A 19354-nucleotide genomic window follows, 5' to 3' on the forward strand; every position below is an offset into this window, starting at 1 on the left:
TGCCATTGAGAATGCTGGAATGGCGGGATCATAAAGGACTCGGCGACGCCGCGCGCGGACGCCGCCGGGCAGGCCCGGACGGCGGCGGGCTGGTCGCGGCGGTCCATTCAGGCAGGACGCGCCGGCCGCAACCGCGCGATGGGCGCGATCATCAGCGCCGCCAGCAGTGCCACGGCCGCCGCCGCGTAGCCCACGCTGTCCAGGCCCCAGCGCGGAATCGCCAGCCCGCCCAGCGCCGCGCCCAGCGCGATGCCGGCGTTCGCAGCGGACACGTTGAGCGTGCCGGCCAGCGCCTGGGCCTGCGGCGCGGCCTGCATCACGCGCACCTGGCAGATGGGATAGAGCGCGGTGTTGGCGATGCTCCAGGCCGCCAGCGCCGGCAGCAGGCCGCCCAGGCTTGCGGCCAGCGGCATGCTGGCCAGCGTGCCCAGGCCCAGCAGCAGCGTGAAGGCCAGCGTGGCGCGCAGCGGATGCCGGTCCACTGCCTTGCCGCCCAACGCGTTGCCGATCAGGCCGACCGCGCCGAAGCCCATCAGCCACCAGCCGACCTGCGCTGGCGCCACGCCGGCCAGCCGCTCCAGGATGTCGGCCAGGTAGGTGTAGGCGGTGAACATGGCGGTGAACACCGCCACCGACAGGCCGATATGGGCCAGCAGCAGAGGATCTTTCAGGATGCGGGCCTGGTCGCGCAGGGGCGTCCTGGCGGACTGGCTCAGCGCCGGCATGTGGCGCGCCATCAGCGCGGCCAGCAGCAACGACAGCGCCGCCAGCCCCCAGAAGCTGGCGCGCCAGCCGATGGCGGCCGCCGCCAGCGTGCCGATCGGGATGCCGAACAGCAGGGCGGCGGAGATGCCCAGGTAGACGCGCGACACGGCCTGGCCCGCGCGCAGCGGCCCGGCCATGCGCGCGGCGGCCTCGCTGGCCGTGCCCCAGAACACCGGCAACGCCAGCGCAGGAATGAAGCGCGCCAGCGCCAGCACCCACAGGTTCGGCGCCAGCGCGGCCAGCGCATTGGCGCCGGCGAAGACCAGCAGGATGGCGACGAACAGGCGCTTGCGTTCCACGTGCGCCAGCGCGGCCGTGAGCGGCGGGCCGGCCAGCATGACCGTGAAGGCGAACAGCGCGACCAGTTGCCCGGCCTGCGGGACCGACACGCCGAAATCGCGCGCCAGCGCCGGGATCAGGCCGACGATCAGGAATTCGGTGGAGACGATGACGAAGGCGGCGAGGGCCAGGATGATGATGGCCGGGCCGGAAGCCGTGGCCGGCGTGGCGGGGGAAATCGGGTGTGGCATGGGGCAGATGGGTTGCGTGTATCCAGCCCTGAACGATATTGAAGAATGAAAATCCTATCCAAGGTATATATTCCTTAGATTTAGGAATTTAATTCCTGTATCGGGGTAAGCACGACCCCTTGGAGCGCCTGGAATGATCCCGTCTGAACGCCTGAAAGGCATCGAGGTTTTCGTCTGCGTCGCCGACGCCGGCAGCTTCACCGCCGCCGCCGACCGCCTCAGCCTGAGCGCGTCGGCCGTCGGCAAGAGCGTGGCGCGGCTGGAGGATCGGGTGGGCGCGCGGCTGTTCGAGCGCAGCACCCGGCGGCTGGCGCTGACGGACGCGGGCGCGGCCTTTCATCGGACCTGCGTGCGGGTGCTGGACGAGCTGCAGGAAGCCGAGGCGGCGCTGGCCGCGCAGCGGCAGGAGCCGGCGGGCTGCCTGCGCGTGGACCTGCCCGCCACCTTCGGCAAGCGCAAGGTCCTGCCCCTGCTGCTGCAATTCGCGCGCCGCCATCCACGGCTGCAGCCGCGCGTCACGTTCACCGACCGTTTCGTGGACCTGGCGGAAGAGGGCATCGACCTGGCCGTGCGGATCGGCGGCCCCGACCGGCGCATGCCGGGCCTGAGCCATCGCCAGCTGGGCGTGGAACGGCTGGTGTTCTGCGCCGCGCCGGACTACCTGGACCGCCGTGGCGCGCCGAAGGACGTGGACGAACTTTCGCGCCATGACGCCGTGGCGTATGCACGGGCCGACGGCGCGGCCGCCTGGCGCGTGCCGCTGGGCGAGATGCCGCCCGCCGGCCTGGCCGCCGCCATGGGCAGCATGCCCATCGAAGGCGCGATCACGCTGGGCGATGCCGAGGCCCAGTTCGACGCCGTGATCGCCGGCTGCGGCATCGCCCAGCTGGCGACCTGGCTGGCCGGCGACGCCCTGCGCGACGGCCGCCTGGTCCAGGTGCTGCCCGGCTGGGAAGCGCCCGGCCTGCCGCTGCGTCTGGTCTGGCAGACCAGCCGGCAACTGCTGCCGAAGGTGGACGCGACGCTGGAAATGTTGGGGGAGGGGGTGAGGGTCGAGTGAGGGAGGCCTTCTTGTGGTCTGAAATCAGGCGTTGCATGGTCCCATTCCGTGGGCGGAAGAATACCCTTTGCCGGCATAGACTCTTGGTCAATGGTGGAACATAAATGTTTATAAACGAATCTTTTATGTTGTATTCTTTCCATGCTGTATTCAGCCTGGAATGAAGTACAGCGAGTTCAAGAGATGGCTGGAGCGCCAGGGTGCCGTATTCGTGCCGCACCGCTCAGGCAGCAGCCACTATCGCGTCACACTGAATGGCGTGTCCACGATTTTCCCATTTCACGGATCCAGGGAGATGGGCGCGGCTTTGGAGAACGCCATCAAGAAGCAGCTGGGTTTGAAGTAATGCCGAACTCCCGAGCGTTCCTTGTCCAGCCAATTTGTTCGATACCGACGCAGTCCGTTGTCGGAGACTTGCATGCTGACTTATCCCTACACGATGACCCGCGACACGAACGGTACTTGGTTCGTGCAGTTTTCCGATATTCCCGAAGCCATTACGACCGGCGACGACGAACAGGAGGCAGCTGTCAACGCCCAGGAGGCGCTGGAGGCGGCATTGGAAATCTATTTCGACGAGCGCCGCCCGATTCCCATGCCATCGCGCACAGGGAAGGGGCAGCCTTGCATCACCTTGCGCGCCTTGGTGACCAGCAAGGTGTTCCTGTCCAATGAAATGATCCGGCAGGGCGTGCGCAAGGCGGAGCTGGCGCGCCGGCTGGGCGTGCATATGCCGCAGGTGGATCGGCTTTTGAACCTGCGCCATTCGTCGAAGATAGAAATGGTCGAAACCGCCTTGGGACTGCTGGGACGCCGTCTGGACGTGTCTATCGCCTGAGGTACCTCAACAGCACTTGGGATGCTTGGCCGGCGCTGCAGTCGCGCCTACTGCGCCCCATCCCGCCGCCGATACACCCGCGCCAGGCTGGCGACCAGCGACAGCGCCGCGATCGCACAGGCCAGGGCGAACACATATGTGGCAAACGACGCGCCCGCGCCGTCGCCGATGCCGCCCGTCAGCGCGATCACGACGGCGACCAGGGCCGCGCCGATGGACTGGCCCGTGGTCCGGGCCGTCGACAGCACGCCAGAGGCCGTGCCGGTGCGGTTCCGCGCCGCGTTGGCGAACATTTCCTTGTTGTTCGGCGGCAGGAAGAAGCCGTAGCCCATGCCGCACAGCGCGATGCGCCACACCAGGTCCGTGATCGTCGCGTGTTCCGGCAGCAGCATGAGCGAGCCCAGGCCCAGGCAGAACATGAAGACGCCGGCGCTGGAGACCTGGGTCGCGTTCAGCCGGTACACCAGCCGGCCGGCGATGGGCGCGCACAGCGCCACCGCGATGGGCCAGGGCGTGAACACCAGCGCGGATTCCAGCACACTGTAGCCGTGTGCGGCCTGCAGCACGAAGGGCAGCGCCACCAGCGCGATGCCTTGCGAGACGAACATGGTGACCGAGGTCAGCACCGCGAAGCTGTAGCGGCGCGATGTGAAGATGTCCAGCGGCAGCAGCGGACTGCGGGCGCGGGTCTGGCTACGGACGAACACAACCGCCAGCGCCGCCGCTGCGCCGGCGAGCAGCAGCACGCTGCGGTTGCTCCAGCGGCCGATCTGGTCGACGGCGAGCGCGAACAGGCCGAAGGCCGCCGCCGAGGTCGCGGCGCCGAGCACGTCGAAGCCGCGTTCGCGCTGCGTGTCCTTGCCCAGCGCCATGAGCGAGAAGGCGATGGCCGCGATGCCGAGCGGGAGGTTGATGTAGAACAGCCAGGGCCATGAGGCATACGACACGAGCAGTCCGCCCAGCGCCGGCCCCAGCGCCGTGCCTACCGCGAATACCAGCGCGTTCACGCCGAAGATGGTGCCCAGCGATCGCGCCGGGAAGATCACCCGGTACATGCCGTAGCCCACGCTGATCAGCACCGCGTAGCTCAGGCCCTGGAGGATGCGCATCGCCACCAGGACAAGAAAGCTGGGCGCCAGCGCACAGCCCAGCGAGGCGATCGTGAACAGCGCCAGTCCGGCGGTGTAGAAGCGCCGTTCGCCGATTCGGGAGCCGAGCGAGGCACAGGTCAGCATGGCCGCCGCGCTGGCCACCTGGTAGCCGTTCGCCACCCAGATGACCGAGGCGGCGCTGACGCCGAGATCGGCCGAGATGGTGGGCAGCGCGATATTGACGATGGAGCTGTCCAGCGCCGACATCAGCACGCCGATCAGGATGGCGGCCGCCGCGAAATACCGGCGGGGAATGTCGAAGCCTTCTTCGTCGGCGGGGGCGGGTGCGCTGGCTGAGGCGGCGGTCGGCATGTGGCGTCGGGGTCGAGGAAGGAGTGGGATCCTGTCGGGCGCAACGCCAAAGGCTGGGAAAACGGCGTGATCGCGCTTTCGGGGGTAGCCGGCTTGCGGCGAACGTTCCGCAGCCAGGTGGCGGCGGGAGCGTCGGCGCAAAAAAACGCTTGAGTATAGGAGCCTGCGGGGGCGGGCCGCTCAATGCCCCTGATCCCCGAAGGGGTCCACGGCGTGCGGGGCGGCGGGCTTGGGCACAAAAGAAATCGGCCCTGGAATTGTCCAGGGCCGATGTCGTGGCGCTGCGGATGCGCGGCGGGTGTTATTCGCCAGCCGTCTCCGCCAGCACGCGGCGGGCTTCCTCGGCGACACGCTCGGGGGCGGTGCCGCCCACGTGCTTGCGGGCCGCGACCGAGCCTTCCAGCGTCAGTACCTGATGCACGTCCTCGCCGATGCCGGCGTTGTAGGCTTGCAGCTCGGCCAACGTCAGGTCGGCCAGGTCGCAGCCGCGCTGTTCGCAGTCGCGCACGGCGTGGGCCACGACTTCATGGGCGTCGCGGAAGGGCAGGCCGCGCTTGACCAGGTAGTCGGCCAGGTCGGTGGCGGTGGCGAAGCCCTGCAGCGCGGCGGCGCGCATGTTGTCGGCCTTGACCTTGATGCCGCCGGCCATGTCCGCGAAGATGGTCAGCGTGTCGCGCAGCGTGTCCACCGTGTCGAACAGGCCTTCCTTGTCTTCCTGGTTGTCCTTGTTGTAGGCCAGGGGCTGGCCCTTCATCAGGGTCAGCAGGGCGACCAGGTTGCCGTTGACGCGGCCGGCCTTGCCGCGCGCCAGCTCGGGCACGTCGGGGTTCTTCTTCTGCGGCATGATCGAGCTGCCGGTGCAGAAACGGTCGGCCAGGTCGATGAAGCCCACGCGCGGGCTCATCCACAGCACCAGTTCTTCGGACAGGCGCGAGACGTGCGTCATGATCAGCGCGCCGGCGGCGCAGAATTCGATGGCGAAGTCGCGGTCGGACACGGCGTCCAGCGAGTTGCGGCAGACGCCATCAAAGCCCAGCGTGCGCGCCACGCGCTCGCGGTCGATGGGGTAGGACGTGCCGGCCAGCGCGGCCGCGCCCAGCGGCAGGCGGTTGACGCGCTTGCGGCAGTCGGCCAGGCGCTCGGCGTCGCGGCCGAACATCTCGGCGTAGGCCAGCAGGTGGTGGCCGAAGGTGACGGGCTGGGCCACCTGCAGGTGGGTGAAGCCGGGCATGATGGTGCCGGCGTTGTCCAGCGCCACCGTGGCCAGGGCGCGGCGCAGCTGGCGCAGCAGCTCGATCAGGGTGTCGATTTCCTCGCGCAGCCACAGGCGGATGTCGGTGGCGACCTGGTCGTTGCGCGAACGGCCGGTGTGCAGGCGCTTGCCCGCATCGCCCACCAGCTCCACCAGGCGCTTTTCGATGTTCAGGTGCACGTCTTCCAGGTCCAGCAGCCACTGGAAGCTGCCGGCCTCGATCTCGGCGCGGATCTGGGCCATGCCGCGCTGGATGTCGGACAGGTCCTGGGCGCTGATGATGCCCTGGGCGGCCAGCATGTCGGCGTGGGCCAGCGAACCCTGGATGTCGTGGCGCGCCAGGCGCTTATCGAAATCCACGGACGCGGTGTAGCGTTTGACGAGTTCGGAAACCGGTTCCGAGAACCGGGCGGACCAGGCTTGCGCCTTGTTGGCGAACTGGTTTTGGTCGGGGGAGGGGGTGTTTGCCATGATGGGCGGGATTATAGGGCCTGCCGGGGGCGTCCGCGGGCCGGACGCCGGCGCGCGGCGCTGTCTCCGGCGGGGGCCAGGGCGGCGCCGGCGGGCCGTGTCGGTCCGAGGAACCCCGGCACGGGAGCGGGTGTCGGATAATTCGGCTTTGATTCGATCCGTTTGAGTGAGTGGAAACCCTATGCCCATGGACTGGGAAGACCTGGTGACCCAAATCGACGCCCAGCTGCCGAAGGAAGTCTGGGCGCAGACCCTGATCGGCATCGGCGTGCTGGTGCTGACCGCCCTGTTCGTGCAGTGGGTGGTGGCGCGGGTGGTGCTGCTGCTGGCCCACCGCCTGCTGGTGCTGACCGGCCATGACGACTGGGACAAGGCGCTGCAGCGCCGCCGCGCCTACCAGAACCTGTGGTACGCCGTGCCCTTTGCCGTGGTGTCGATGGGCATCGACTTGGTGCCGCACGTGGACCGCGCCGCCGAGATCGTCGGCCGGCTGGCGCACGCCGGGGCCTGGATCTGCGTGTTCGTGGCCCTGTCCGGCGTGCTGAGCGCCTGGCAGGACACCTATTCAGCCACCACGCGGGCGCAGACGCGTTCGATCAAGGGCTATATCCAGATCGGCAAATTGGTGCTGATGGCCATATGCACCGTTTTGGTGCTTTCGATCCTGATCGACCGTTCGCCGCTGTGGATGATCTCCGGCCTGGGCGCGCTGTCGGCCGTGCTGCTGCTGGTGTTCAAGGACACGCTGCTGTCGCTGGTGGCCAGCACCCAGCTCACCAGCAACGACATGCTGCGCATCGGCGACTGGATCGAGATGCCGCAGTCCAACGCCGACGGCTTCGTCAAGGACATCGCCCTGCACACGGTCAAGGTGCAGAACTGGGACAACACCGTCACCACGGTGCCGACCTACAAGCTGTTCTCCGAGAGCTACCGCAATTACCGCCACATGTTCGAGTCGGGCGGGCGCCGCATCAAGCGCACGCTGCGCATCGACGCGGCCAGCGTGCGCTTCCTGACCGACGAGGAAGCCGGGCGCCTGATGCGTTTCCGGCTGCTGCGCGACTACCTGCAGGCCAAGACCAGCGACATCGCCCAGGCCAACCAGCATATGGGCGAGCAGGCCGCCGTGCCGGCCAACCGCCGCCGCCTGACCAATATCGGCACCTTCCGCGTGTATGCGCTGGCCTACCTGAAGCAGAATCCCGAGGTGCGCCAGGACATGGCCATGATGGTGCGCATGATGGAGCCGCAATCCGACGGCATCCCGGTCGAGGTCTATTGCTTCACCGCCGTCACCGCCTGGGTGGAATACGAGCGCATCCAGGGCGACATCTTCGACCACCTGCTGGCCATCCTGCCCGAGCTGGGCATGCGCCTGTACCAGCAGCCCTCTGGCGCCGACATCGGCGAAATGGGCGGCCACCTGCGCGAGAGCGCGATGCGGGAAATGGGCCGCGACGGCGTCGGGCCGCAGGGGCAGGAATTGCCACGCTAGCCCCGGCCGCCCGCCCAGGCCGCCTCATGCGATAATTTTCCGATCGATTGTCACGTATTTGGAAACGCTGTCCATGAGCGCCGCCCGTGTAGGAATTGCGCAGATCAACGCCCTGGTGGGGGACCTGGCGGGCAATGCCGCCAAGGTGCTGGAGGCCGCCCGCAAGGCGCATGCCGAAGGCGCCGACGTGCTGGTCACGCCCGAGCTGGTCCTGACCGGCTACCCGCCCGAGGACCTGTTGCTGCGCCCGCTGTTCGTCCAGACCCAGCAGGATGTGCTGGACCGCCTGCGGCAGGATCTGGCCGGGCTGGCCGGACTTCACGTGCTGGTGGGCCACGTCCAGGCGCGCCAGGGCCGCCTGTACAACGCCGCTTCGGTGCTGTGCGAGGGCCGCGTGCTGGGCACCTACTGCAAGCGCGAGCTGCCCAACTATTCGGTGTTCGACGAGCAGCGCTATTTCTCGGCTCACGGCGAAGCGCTGGTGTTCAACGTCAAGGGCGTGCGTTTCGGCGTCAACATCTGCGAGGACATCTGGTTCGACCGAGCCCCGCGCGCCGCCGCCCAGGCCGGCGCCCAGGTGCTGCTGGTGCCCAACGCCTCGCCGTACAACACCGGCAAGCAGGAAGAGCGGCTGGAAGTGGCGCGTCGCTGCGCCCGCGAGAACCGCTACGCGCTGATCTACGCCAACATGGTGGGCGGCCAGGACGAGCTGGTGTTCGATGGCGCGTCTTTCGCGCTGGACGCCGCCGGCGAGCCGGCGGCGCGCCTGCCCGATTTCGCCGAGGGCGTGAATTTCGTCGAGGTCGACGCCCAGGGCGGCGTCAAGCCGGCCTCGGCGCAGGCCGACGTGGCGCCGTACTGCCTGGAAGAGCAGGTCTGGAACGCGCTGGTGCTGGGCGTGCGTGATTACCTGGGCAAGAACCGTTTTCCCGGCGCCATCATCGGCCTGTCCGGCGGCATCGATTCGGCCGTGGTGCTGGCCGTGGCGGTGGACGCCATCGGCGCCGACAATGTGCGCGCCGTCATGATGCCCACGCGCTATACCGCCGACATTTCCCAGATCGACGCCGCCGACATGGCGCGGCGGCTGGGCGTGCGCTATGACGACATCGCCATCGGCCCGGCCGTGGACGCCTTCGAGGGCCTGCTGGCCGGGCAGTTCGCCGGCCTGCCGGTGGACGCCACCGAAGAGAACATCCAGGCGCGGGTGCGCGGCACGCTGCTGATGGCCCTGTCCAACAAGACCGGCCGCCTGGTGCTGACCACGGGCAACAAGTCCGAGATGACCACCGGCTATTGCACGCTGTACGGCGACATGGCCGGCGGCTTCGCCGTCATCAAGGACGTGCCCAAGACCCTGGTCTACCGCCTGGCCGTCTGGCGCAACCGCAATGGCGAGGTCATTCCCGAGCGCATCATCACCCGGCCGCCCTCGGCCGAGCTGCGTCCCGACCAGACCGACCAGGACAGCCTGCCGCCCTATGATGTGCTGGACGGCATCATGGAACGCTACATGGAACACAACGAATCGGCCGGCGAGATCGTCGCCGCCGGCTATCCGCCCGAGGCGGTGGAGCAGGTCGTGCGCCTCATCCGCATCAATGAGTACAAGCGCCGCCAGGCGCCGCCCGGACCGCGCATCACGCCGCGCGCGTTCGGCCGGGATTGGCGTTATCCTGTCACCAACGGATTCCGCGAAGCCATCGGCAAATAGGCGCCGCGAGCGCCCCGGCCGCGCCCGGCCTTCCACGCAGATCGAAAAACCAGGACAAGCAAAGTGAAACAAGTCACCGCCATCATCAAACCCTTCAAGCTCGACGAAGTTCGCGAAGCGCTGGCCGAGGTCGGCGTCAGCGGCCTGACCGTCACCGAGGTCAAGGGCTTCGGCCGCCAGAAGGGCCATACCGAGCTTTACCGCGGCGCCGAGTACGTGGTCGATTTCCTGCCCAAGATCCGCGTCGAGGTGGTGCTGCCCGACGACCGCGTCGAGCAGGCCATCGAGGCCGTGGTCAAGGCCGCGCGCACCGGCAAGATCGGCGACGGCAAGATCTTCGTCACCCCGGTCGAGCAGGCCATCCGCATCCGCACCGGCGAAGCCGACGAAGAAGCGCTCTGACGCGTTCCTGTCGTCCGGCACAGGCCGCGCCGCCCATCGGGTCGCGCGGCCTTTGTTTTTGCGGCTTGTCTGGATGGCGTGGCGGCCATCCGGGCGGCGCGCCATGCCGGCCATGGGGCGGCGTCTAGCGGATCAGCTGGTTCATCTCCAGGATCGGCATCATCACCGCCAGCACGATCAGCAGCACGAAACCGCCCATCACCAGGATCAGGGCCGGCTCCAGCAGCGCGGTCATGGCCATGGCGCGCCGCTCCAGGTCGCGCGACAGGTTGCGCGCGCCACGGTCCAGCAGCTCGGGCAGCTGGCCGGTCTTCTCGCCGCTGCCGATCAGGTGCACCAGCAGGCTGGGGAATACCTTCTGCGCGCCAAGCGCGGTCGATAGCGGCGCGCCCTCGCGCACGCGCGCCGAGGCCTCGTCCACGGCCTGGCGCAGCACGTCGTTGCTCAGCGTGCGGCGCGCGGCCTCCAGCGAGGTCAACAGCGCCACGCCGCTGCCGCACAGGATGGACAGCGTGGATGCGAAGCGCGCCGCGTTCACGCCCAGCACGAAGCGCCCGACCAGCGGCAGGCGCAGCACGCGCGTGTGCCAGGCGGTGCGCGCCGCCGGCGCGCGCAGCGCGTAGCGCCACAGCGCGAAGGCGGCGACCAGCGCGGCGCCGGTGACCAGGCCCCATTCGCGCACATAGTCCGACAGCGCCAGCATCACGCGGGTCAGCATGGGCAGCTGCTGCTTGGCGTGGCTGAAGGCCGACACCACCTGCGGCACCACATAGCCCAGCAGGAACACCACGATGATCACCGACACGCAGGCCACCACGACGGGATAGATGAAGGCCGTCATCACCTTGCCGCGCAGCGCGTTGCGTTCCTCGATGTAGTCGGCCAGTTTTTCCATCACCTGCGCCAGGTCGCCGGATTCCTCGCCGGCGCCGATCAGCGCGCGATAAATCTCGGGAAAGTCGCGCGGCCTAGCGGCCAGCGCCGCCGACAGCTTGTGGCCGGCGCGCACGTCGTCGCGCACGCCCAGCAGCACCGTGGCGATGTGCTTTTTCTCGGCCTGGTCCAGCGTGGCGCTGAGGGCCGCGTCCAGCGGCAGGCGCGCGGCCAGCAGGCTGGCCAGCTGGCGCGTCAGCCAGGCCAGGTCGGCGTCGGACAGGCGCGCGCGCAGCGCGCCGCCCAGGCCCTCGGCGCGCGCGGCGGGGGCGGTGGACAGCGGCAGCAGGCCGCGGCCGCGCAGCTGGTTGCGGGCGCCGCGCTCGGTGTCGGCCTCGACCGTGCCGCGCACGATTTTTCCGAGCGCGTCAGTCGCTTCGTAACGAAAGGATGGCATGTTCCTGGTTCAGATCCCGGTGCGAAGAATCGCCCGGAGAGCCGCATATTCAAAGGGTTTCCAGGCCGCCACCTTGCCCTTGGAATATGACCGTAGTGTTGCAGTGTCACCCCGTATACTCCGACGCGAATTCACGTTTTTTCACACGATTTCACGTCTCAGGCACACCTTCGTCATGCGTCAATTCGCGCAACTCAGCCTGGCGGTCCTGTTGGCCGCCAGCCAGATCGGGCCGGCGGCCAGCCCCGCCTACGCCCAACAGGCCGACAATCGTGTCAGCCTGAATTTCGTGGATACCGATATTCCCGCCGTGCTGCGCGCGCTGTCGCTCTTCACGCAGCGCAACTTCCTGGTGGACCCGCGCGTCAAGGGCAAGCTCACGCTGGTCTCGGACCGTCCGGTGGACAGCAACCAGGCCCTGTCCATGCTGACCGGCGCGCTGCGCCTGCAGGGCTTCGCCATTGTCGATGTGGACGGCGTGACCCGCGTGGTGCCCGAAGCCGACGCCAAGCTGCAGGGCAGCGCGGTGGTGGGCGATCCGCGTCCGGCGGCCAAGGGCGCGCCGGTGTCGGTGTCCAGCTTCGCGCGCGGCGTGGGAGGCGGCGGCGAGATGCTGACCCGCGTGTTCCCGCTCAAGTACGAGAACGCCGCCAACCTGGTGCCGGTGCTGCGCCCGATGGTGCCGCCCAACAATCCGGTCAACGCCTATCCCGGCAACAACACGCTGGTGGTCACCGACTACGCCGACAACCTGGAGCGCATCGCGGCGGTGATCGCCCGCATCGACGTGCCCAGCTCCATCGACACCGACGTGGTGCCGGTGCGCTCCGGCATTGCGTCCGACATCGCCGTGCTGGCCTCGCAGCTGCTGGACACGCAGGGCAATGACCCGACCCAGCGCATCGCGGTGGTGGCCGATCCGCGTAGCAACAGCGTGCTGGTGCGCGCCGGCAGTCCCGCGCGTACCAAGCTGGCGCGCGAGCTGATCCAGAAGCTGGACGCGCAGCAGAACCGAGGCGGCAACCTGCACGTGGTCTATATGCGCAACGCCCAGGCCACCCGCATCGCCGAGGTGCTGGGCGGCCTGCTGACCGGGCAGGCCAACGCCGCCACCGGCGCCGGGGCCCCGCAAGGCGCGACCGCACCGGGCGCGCAGGGCGGCGGCGCGCGCGCCCAGCGCACGTCCATGAACCAGGGCGGCCAGCAGGGACTGGGCGGTTCCTCGTCGACCTCGTCCAACAAGGGCGGGCTGTCCGGCGAACAGGATCGCATCGCGCGCGACGACAACGGCAACCAGGCGGTGTCGTATTCCGCCGGCGGCGCCACCATCCAGGCCGATCCGGCCACCAACTCGCTGATCATCTCCGCGCCCGAGCCGCTGTACCGCAGTCTGCGCGAAGTGATCGACCAGCTCGACCAGCGCCGCGCGCAGGTGCTGGTGGAAAGCCTGATCGTGGAAGTCAGCGAGGCCAAGGCGGCCGAGTTCGGCATCCAGTGGATGACCGGCGCCGGCAACATCAACAGCGGCGGCACCAGCTTCATCGGCGGCACCAACCTGGGCGGCAGCGGCCTGTCCGGCAAGGGGCCGACCTCGATCGACGCGCTGGGCGGCGGCATGACGCTGGGCGTGGTCAAGGGCACGGTCGACGTGCTGGGCAACAAGGTCATCAACCTGGGCGTGCTGGCGCGCGCCATGCAGAACACCGGCGAGGCCAACATCCTGTCCACGCCGAACCTGCTGACGCTGGACAACCAGTCCGCCAGCATCCTGGTCGGCAAGACCGTGCCCTTCGTGACCGGCCAGTACGTCACCAACGGCAGCAACGGCAGCAACAACCCGTTCCAGACCATCGAGCGCGAGGACGTGGGCCTGAAGCTGAACATCCGCCCGCAGATCTCCGAAGGCGGCACGGTCAAGCTGGACATCTACCAGGAAGTCAGCAGCATCGACGAAAGTCGTTCGTCGATCACCAACGGCATCGTCACCAACAAGCGCGCCATCGACACCAGCGTGCTGGTCGACGACGGCCAGATCATCGTGCTGGGCGGCCTGCTGGAAGACAGCGTCACGCTCAGCTCCAACGCCGTTCCGGGCCTGAGCGCCATTCCGGTGCTGGGCAATCTGTTCCGCTACGACAGCCGCAAGCGCACCAAGACCAACCTGATGGTGTTCCTGCGCCCCTACGTGATGCGCGACGCCAACCGCGCCGCCGGCGTCACCATGGATCGCTACGACTACATGCGCCGGGCCCAGGCCGGCGCGCAGCCGGGCGATCACTGGCTGCTGCCCAACCAGCAGGCGCCCATGCTGACGGCGCCGGGCTCGGCGCCGTCGGTGTCGGGCAATGCCTACGACATGCGGCCGGAGAACCTGGCCGAGACCATGCGCCGCCCGCCGCCCGCGACGGTGGAGTCCTTCGCCGTGCGCCAGTATCCGGCCGCGCGCCAGACCAGCGATCCGGCCCAGCCGTTCCGCGTCAGCATGCCGCTGGGCGTGAGCGTGGCGCGCGACCCCGCCTCGCTGTATGGCGAGGCCGACAAGTCCAGCGCCACGCTGCAATTCGCCTCGGTGGATTCGCAGTCCGACGCCGAGCGCATCGCCCAGCGCGTGCGCGGCAGCGGCCTGCAGGCCTATGTGCAGGCCGGTCCCGGCGGCATGGGCTATGTGGTGCGCAGCCAGGTCGCCAAGGATCCGGGCACGGTGTCCACCGCCACCCGCCTGTTGCGCGAGCTGGGCTACAAGAGCGAAGTGGTGTCGCACCTATGAACGCCGCCTTGCAAGCGACGGCGGGGGCGGCCGCATGAGCGCCCACCCCTTGCCCTATGCCTGGGCGCGCGCCCAGCGCGCCGTGCTGTCGCTGCGCGGCGGCCGCGCCCAGCTGACGGTCAGCCCGCGCACGCCGGAATGGGCGCTGCGCGAGATCCGCCGCTGCCACGGCGACGTGGAGGTGGCGCAGGTCGAGGACGAGGCGCTGGAAACACTGCTGACGGCGGCCTACAGCCATGCCGAGGACGCCGCCTCGGTCATGGGCGTGGCCGAGAACGAGATCGACCTGGACCGGCTGCTGCAGGACATGCCCGAGGTGGCCGACCTGCTGGAGGCCCAGGACGACGCGCCCGTCATCCGCATGATCAACGCGCTGTTCGCCCAGGCCGCGCGCGACGGCGCCAGCGACATCCACATCGAGCCCTTCGAGACCCATTCGGTGGTGCGCTACCGCGTCGACGGCACGCTGCGCGACGTGGTCAGCCCGCGCAAGGCGCTGCATGCCGCGCTGATCTCGCGCATCAAGATCATGGCGCACCTGGACATCGCCGAGAAACGCCTGCCGCAGGACGGCCGCATCGCGCTGCGCGTGGGCGGACGGCCCATCGACGTGCGCGTGTCCACCTTGCCGACCGGCCACGGCGAGCGCGCCGTGCTGCGCCTTTTGGACAAGGAAGCCGGCCGGCTCAAGCTCGAACGCCTGGGCATGAGCGCCGGCGTGCTGGAGCGGCTGGACCGCCTGATCCGCCAGCCGCACGGCATCGTGCTGGTCACCGGCCCCACCGGCAGCGGCAAGACCACCACGCTGTACGCCGCGCTGAGCCGGCTGGATGCGTCCACCAGCAACATCCTCACCGTCGAGGATCCGATCGAGTACGACCTGCCCGGCATCAGCCAGACCCAGGTCAACGCCAAGATCGACATGAGCTTCGCGCTGGCGCTGCGCGCCATCCTGCGGCAGGACCCCGACGTCATCATGATCGGCGAGATCCGCGACCTGGAAACCGCGCAGATCGCGGTGCAGGCCTCGCTCACCGGCCACCTGGTGCTGGCCACGCTGCACACCAACGACGCCGTGTCCGCCGTCACCCGCCTGACCGACATGGGCGTGGAGCCTTTCCTGCTGGCCTCGTCGCTGCTGGGCGTGCTGGCCCAGCGCCTGGTGCGCCAGCTGTGCCCGGCCTGCAAGCAGCCGGCCGAACACGAGGGCCGCCGCGTCTACCATCCGGTCGGCTGCGCCGCCTGCAACCACACCGGCTACAGCGGCCGCTCGGGCATCCACGAGCTGTTCAGCGTGGACGACGAGGCCCGCCGTCTGATCCACGAGGGCCGCGACGAGCGCGAACTGCGGATCGCGGCCACGGCCGCCGGCATGCGCAGCATGCGGGAAGACGGGCAGCGCTGGGTGGATGAGGGGCGGACGTCGCCGGAGGAGATCTTGCGGGTGACCAGGGACGCGTAGGGCGGGAGGTCGCGTTTGCGCGACCTGGGCCCTACGCGTGCTTCCAAGGATCAATAACGTCCAGGCCGGCGGCCAGGAAGGGGCTGGTGTCGCGCGTGGCAACGGCAAATCCGTTGGCAAGCGCCACCGCCGCGATGCAGGCGTCGGCGGTCTGGATACCGCTTCCTGCCTCGCGCACCTTTGTTATCAGTTCGGCGTAGGCATTCGTGCAGGCCATATCGAACGGCAGGACGCGCCCGGCAAACATCGGCAATACGCGTTTTTCGATGTGCTCGTGCAGCGCGGTACGGCGCTTGCCTGCGGGCATCAGCGCGATGCCCGCACGCAGTTCGGCGACAGTGATGGCTGACAGGTACAACGTTTCCAGCGGCTGCGCGTCTATCCAATCAATGACACGAATCTCGGGCGAGGGGCGCAGCGGTTCCGAAATGACGTTCGTATCGAGCAGGATCATTCAAAACTCGCTGCTCGGGCTTGCGCCTGGTCGTGCCCGCTGTCGAAAAGGGCGAGCTCTTCTTCGGTCAGTTTGACCTTGCGTCCGATCTCGGACAGCAGGGAACCCAACTTGACCCGGCCAGCCGGCTTTACAGCGCTTTCCAGGATGTCTCGCATTTCCGCTTCGATGCTGTGCCCGTGTTGAGCGGCTCGCACGCGGATGGCGCGATGCACCTCGTCCGGTACATTACGGATGGTCACGGATGGCATGTTTCAAATCCTCCAATTGATGGATTTGCTTGCATTTTATCAATATGCAAGCAAACTCTCAATCCACATGCGTCCAGCTCCACCGATTGTCGGACCAAATCCGCGACGGGCCGTAAATGGAGATGAAACGTCATGAGGGTGCCGTTGGCGGTATGTCAGCTACGGCACACCTGGCGGCTCACCCCTTCAATGACTCTCCGCCTGGCTCGCCGCCGCGATCACCGCGCGTTCATCATGCTGCGCGCCGTTCAGGAACAGGTTCAGCAGCACCGCCGTCACCGACGACAGCAGGATGCCGGACTCCACCAGCGGATGCACGGAATGCGGCATCCATTGCTTGAAGTGGGGCGCGATCAGCGGCACCATGCCGATGGAGACCGCCACGATCATGGCGTTGTTGCGGTTGGTCTTGAAGTCCACGCCCGACAGGATGCGGATGCCGGTGGCGGCGACCATGCCGAACATGACGATGCCGGCGCCGCCCAGCACCACGGTGGGCAGCGACTCGACCAGCGCGGCGATCTTGGGCAGCAGGCCCAGCACCAGCAGGATCAGCCCGCCGGCGGCGCAGACATAGCGGCTCTTGACGCCGGTCACCGCCACCAGCCCCACGTTCTGCGAGAAGCTGGTGTACGGGAAGGTGTTGAAGATGCCGCCCAGCAGCGTGCCCAGGCCGTCGGTGCGCAGGCCCCGGGCCAGGTCCTTCTGGGTGATTTCGCGCGACGTCATGGAGCCCAGCGCCAGGAACATGCCGGTGGACTCGATCATCACCACCACCATGATCAGCGACATGGTCAGGATCATCATGATGTCGAAGCGGGGCATGCCGAAGTGGAAGGGCAGCACGATGTCGAACCAGGCGGCCTGGTCCATTTTCTCGAAGGTCATGATGCCGGCGGCCGAGGCGGCGATGGCGCCGACCACGATGCCCAGCAGCACCGAGATATTGGCGACGAAGCCGCGCGCGTACTTGACGATGAGCAGGATGGACAGCAGCACCACGGCCGCGATGCCCAGGCCGACCGGGTCGGCGTATTTCGGGTTGGGCACCGAGGGCTGGATGGCGAAGCCCTGCGGCAGGGGCGGCGCCTGGCCGCCGGGCGCGGTCACGTCGGCCAGCCACTTGGCGTAGGCCGGGTCGACGATGGCGGGCGCGGTCGGGCCGACGGGGTTGCCGAAGATCCAGTTGATGCCCACCCGCATCAGCGTGATGCCGATGACGGCGATGATGGTGCCGGTGACCACCGGCGGAAAGAAGCGCAGCATGCGGCTGACGGCGGGCGCGATCAGGATGGACACCACGCCCGCGCCGATGATGGAGCCGAACAGCAGCTGCGCGCCCGCCGGCCCCGGCTCGGCCGTGGCCATGGCCGCCATGGGCGCGACCGAGGCGAAGGTGACGCCCATCATGACGGGCAGCTGGATGCCGAACCAGCGCGTGGCGCCCAGCGTCTGGATCAGCGTGATCAGCCCGCAACAGAACAGGTCGGCGGAGATCAGCATGGCCACTTCCTCGGCGCTGAGCTGCAGCGCCCGGCCGATGATGAGCGGTACCGCGACGGCGCCCGCGTACATCACGAGCACGTGCTGCAGGCCCAGGGCGGCCAGCTTGATATTGGGAAGGCGTTGGTCGACGGGATGCCGGTCTGGCGGACACCCCTGGGAGTAAGCGGACGGCGTGGACGGCATGCGTGGTCTCCTGGTGGATACAACTGCTGCGTTACGTATGTGCCTAGTCTGACTTCTGGCTGGCTTGGTTTGTGTATTCGGAAATGGGAATTCGACGGTGAATCGCGGGATGCCGCGCGCGCCCGCGGCCGGGGGGCTGCGGGGCGCGGATCAAGGCCTGGGGACAGGGGCTACTGTGGTTGCAGCAGGTCGGCCAGCGCGCGGGCGATGACCTTGGTGGCGCGGCGCAGGTCTTCCAGCGCGACGCGTTCGTCGTTGCGCTTGGCGTGGGACTCCAGCACCGTGCGCGGGCCGGCGCCATAGATCACGCCGGGGATGCCGGCCTCCGCATACAGCCGCACGTCGGTGTAGAGCGGGGTGCCCAGCGCCGGGATGTCCTCGCCGAAGATCTCCCGGCCGTGCCGCTGGATGGCGTCCACCAGCGGCTTGTTGCCGGGCAGCGGACGCATGGCGTTGGCCAGCAGCAGCCGCTTGATCTCGACGCGGATGCCGGGAAAGGTCGCGGCGGCGTCTTCGATGACGCGGTGGATGTCGGCTTCCACCTCGGCGGCGTTTTCCTCGGGGATCATGCGGCGGTCCAGCTTGAAGCTGACCTTGCCGGGCACCACGTTGGTGTTGGTGCCGCCTTCGATGCGGCCGACATTCAGGTAGGGGTGGGTGATGCCCGGCACCTGCGAGCGGACCTCGCGATAGCGCGCATTCTGCGCGTACAGCGCGTTCAGGACCCGGACCGCGCCCTGCAGCGCGTCCACGCCGGTCTCGGGCACGGCCGCGTGCGCCATTTCGCCGTGCACGGTGACTTCCATCTGCAGGCAGCCGTTGTGCGCCGACACCACGGCGTAGCTGAAGCCGGCCGCGATCAGCAGGTCGGGCTTGGTCAGGCCCTGTCGCAGCAGCCAGCCCGGTCCCAGCAGGCCGCCGAATTCCTCGTCATAGGTGAAATGCAGCTCGACCGCGCCATGGCGGGGCGCGGCCACGGCCTCCAGCGCGCGCACGGCGAAGGTGAAGCTGGCGAAGTCGCTCTTGCTGACGGCGGCGGCGCGGCCGTACAGATTGCCATCCTCGATCTGGGCGCCGTAGGGGTCGTGGCGCCAGCCCTCGCCGGGCGGCACCACGTCGCCGTGGGCGTTCAGGGCCACGCGGCGGCCAGGGCCGTACTCGCGCCGCACGATCAGGTTGGTGATCGATTGCAGGCCGTAGTCGCGTACTTCCTGTTCGGGCACGGGGTGGGCCTCGGCCTGCATGCCGAAGGCCCGCAGCAGCTCGGCGGTGCGTTCGGCATGCGGGGCATTGTTGCCCGGCGGGGTATCGGTGGGCACGCGCACCAGTTCCTGCAGGAAGCGCACTTCCTCGTCGAAGTGGGCGTCCACCCAGGCGTCGAGTTTCGAATAGTCTGTCATCTTGTGTG

16 protein-coding genes are annotated in these 19354 nt (G+C 68.4%); 8 read left to right on the forward strand and 8 right to left on the reverse strand.

What is annotated here, in order from left to right; genetic code table 11:
* Positions 1-107 precede the first annotated feature (107 nt).
* Positions 108-1295: an MFS transporter gene (locus ACEU5R_RS06505; protein WP_103273935.1), complete on the reverse strand. Its 1188-nt coding sequence runs from the start codon at positions 1293-1295 to the stop codon at positions 108-110.
* A gap of 133 nt (positions 1296-1428) precedes the next feature.
* Here ACEU5R_RS06505 and ACEU5R_RS06510 point away from each other — a divergent pair, with 133 nt between their 5' ends.
* The 3 genes from ACEU5R_RS06510 to ACEU5R_RS06520 all read left to right on the forward strand — a co-directional run bounded on the left by ACEU5R_RS06510 (position 1429) and on the right by ACEU5R_RS06520 (position 3193).
* Positions 1429-2355, forward strand: a complete 927-nt coding sequence (locus ACEU5R_RS06510) for a LysR family transcriptional regulator (protein ID WP_392409550.1) — start codon at positions 1429-1431, stop codon at positions 2353-2355.
* 160 nt (positions 2356-2515) lie between these two features.
* Entirely contained in the window at positions 2516-2701 is a 186-nt protein-coding gene (locus tag ACEU5R_RS06515) for a type II toxin-antitoxin system HicA family toxin (protein WP_392409551.1), read from the forward strand.
* A gap of 72 nt (positions 2702-2773) precedes the next feature.
* Positions 2774-3193: a type II toxin-antitoxin system HicB family antitoxin gene (locus ACEU5R_RS06520; protein WP_392409552.1), complete on the forward strand. Its 420-nt coding sequence runs from the start codon at positions 2774-2776 to the stop codon at positions 3191-3193.
* A gap of 47 nt (positions 3194-3240) precedes the next feature.
* Here ACEU5R_RS06520 and ACEU5R_RS06525 read toward each other — a convergent pair whose 3' ends face one another.
* Together ACEU5R_RS06525 and argH are read right to left on the reverse strand one after the other, a co-directional pair.
* A complete protein-coding gene (locus ACEU5R_RS06525; protein ID WP_392409553.1) occupies positions 3241-4656 on the reverse strand; it encodes an MFS transporter in 1416 nt (471 codons plus the stop codon).
* 301 nt (positions 4657-4957) lie between these two features.
* On the reverse strand, positions 4958-6379 hold the full coding sequence (gene argH, locus ACEU5R_RS06530; protein WP_392409554.1) for an argininosuccinate lyase: 1422 nt from the start codon (positions 6377-6379) through the stop codon (positions 4958-4960).
* 187 nt (positions 6380-6566) lie between these two features.
* Between argH and ACEU5R_RS06535 the strand changes: the two genes are divergently transcribed.
* From ACEU5R_RS06535 to ACEU5R_RS06545, 3 genes are all read left to right on the forward strand, one after another.
* On the forward strand, positions 6567-7877 hold the full coding sequence (locus tag ACEU5R_RS06535) for a mechanosensitive ion channel family protein (protein ID WP_392409578.1): 1311 nt from the start codon (positions 6567-6569) through the stop codon (positions 7875-7877).
* Between the two features lie 73 nt (positions 7878-7950).
* On the forward strand, positions 7951-9591 hold the full coding sequence (locus ACEU5R_RS06540) for an NAD+ synthase (RefSeq protein WP_392409555.1): 1641 nt from the start codon (positions 7951-7953) through the stop codon (positions 9589-9591).
* A gap of 63 nt (positions 9592-9654) precedes the next feature.
* The gene (locus ACEU5R_RS06545) at positions 9655-9993 is read left to right on the forward strand and encodes a P-II family nitrogen regulator (RefSeq protein ID WP_103273941.1); all 339 of its coding nucleotides are present in this window, start codon (positions 9655-9657) and stop codon (positions 9991-9993) included.
* 124 nt (positions 9994-10117) lie between these two features.
* On the opposite strand, the gene gspF is transcribed toward ACEU5R_RS06545, so the two are convergent.
* Positions 10118-11323, reverse strand: coding sequence for a type II secretion system inner membrane protein GspF (gene gspF, locus ACEU5R_RS06550; RefSeq protein ID WP_392409556.1), 1206 nt, complete (start codon positions 11321-11323; stop codon positions 10118-10120).
* Between the two features lie 175 nt (positions 11324-11498).
* Between gspF and gspD the strand changes: the two genes are divergently transcribed.
* Positions 11499-14090 carry a type II secretion system secretin GspD gene (gspD, locus tag ACEU5R_RS06555; RefSeq protein ID WP_392409557.1) on the forward strand — a complete coding sequence of 864 codons (2592 nt, stop codon included), beginning with the start codon at positions 11499-11501 and terminating at the stop codon, positions 14088-14090.
* Between the two features lie 34 nt (positions 14091-14124).
* Entirely contained in the window at positions 14125-15552 is a 1428-nt protein-coding gene (gspE, locus tag ACEU5R_RS06560) for a type II secretion system ATPase GspE (RefSeq protein ID WP_212321123.1), read from the forward strand.
* 31 nt (positions 15553-15583) lie between these two features.
* On the opposite strand, the gene ACEU5R_RS06565 is transcribed toward gspE, so the two are convergent.
* The 4 genes from ACEU5R_RS06565 to ACEU5R_RS06580 form a co-directional block, all read right to left on the reverse strand.
* Positions 15584-16006 carry a type II toxin-antitoxin system VapC family toxin gene (locus tag ACEU5R_RS06565; protein ID WP_103273945.1) on the reverse strand — a complete coding sequence of 141 codons (423 nt, stop codon included), beginning with the start codon at positions 16004-16006 and terminating at the stop codon, positions 15584-15586.
* Entirely contained in the window at positions 16003-16257 is a 255-nt protein-coding gene (locus ACEU5R_RS06570; RefSeq protein ID WP_103273946.1) for a plasmid stabilization protein, read from the reverse strand. Before ACEU5R_RS06570 ends, ACEU5R_RS06565 begins: the two co-directional genes overlap by 4 nt.
* Before the next feature lie 186 nt (positions 16258-16443).
* Complete coding sequence (locus ACEU5R_RS06575) at positions 16444-17946, reverse strand: nucleobase:cation symporter-2 family protein (RefSeq protein ID WP_392409558.1); 1503 nt, start codon at positions 17944-17946, stop codon at positions 16444-16446.
* A 170-nt stretch (positions 17947-18116) separates the two neighbouring features.
* Positions 18117-19346, reverse strand: a complete 1230-nt coding sequence (locus ACEU5R_RS06580) for a M20 family metallopeptidase (protein WP_392409559.1) — start codon at positions 19344-19346, stop codon at positions 18117-18119.
* Positions 19347-19354 lie beyond the last annotated feature (8 nt).

The sequence above is a fragment of the Achromobacter sp. 413638 genome (assembly GCF_043119405.1).
In the GTDB taxonomy this organism is placed as follows: Bacteria; Pseudomonadota; Gammaproteobacteria; order Burkholderiales; family Burkholderiaceae_B; genus Achromobacter.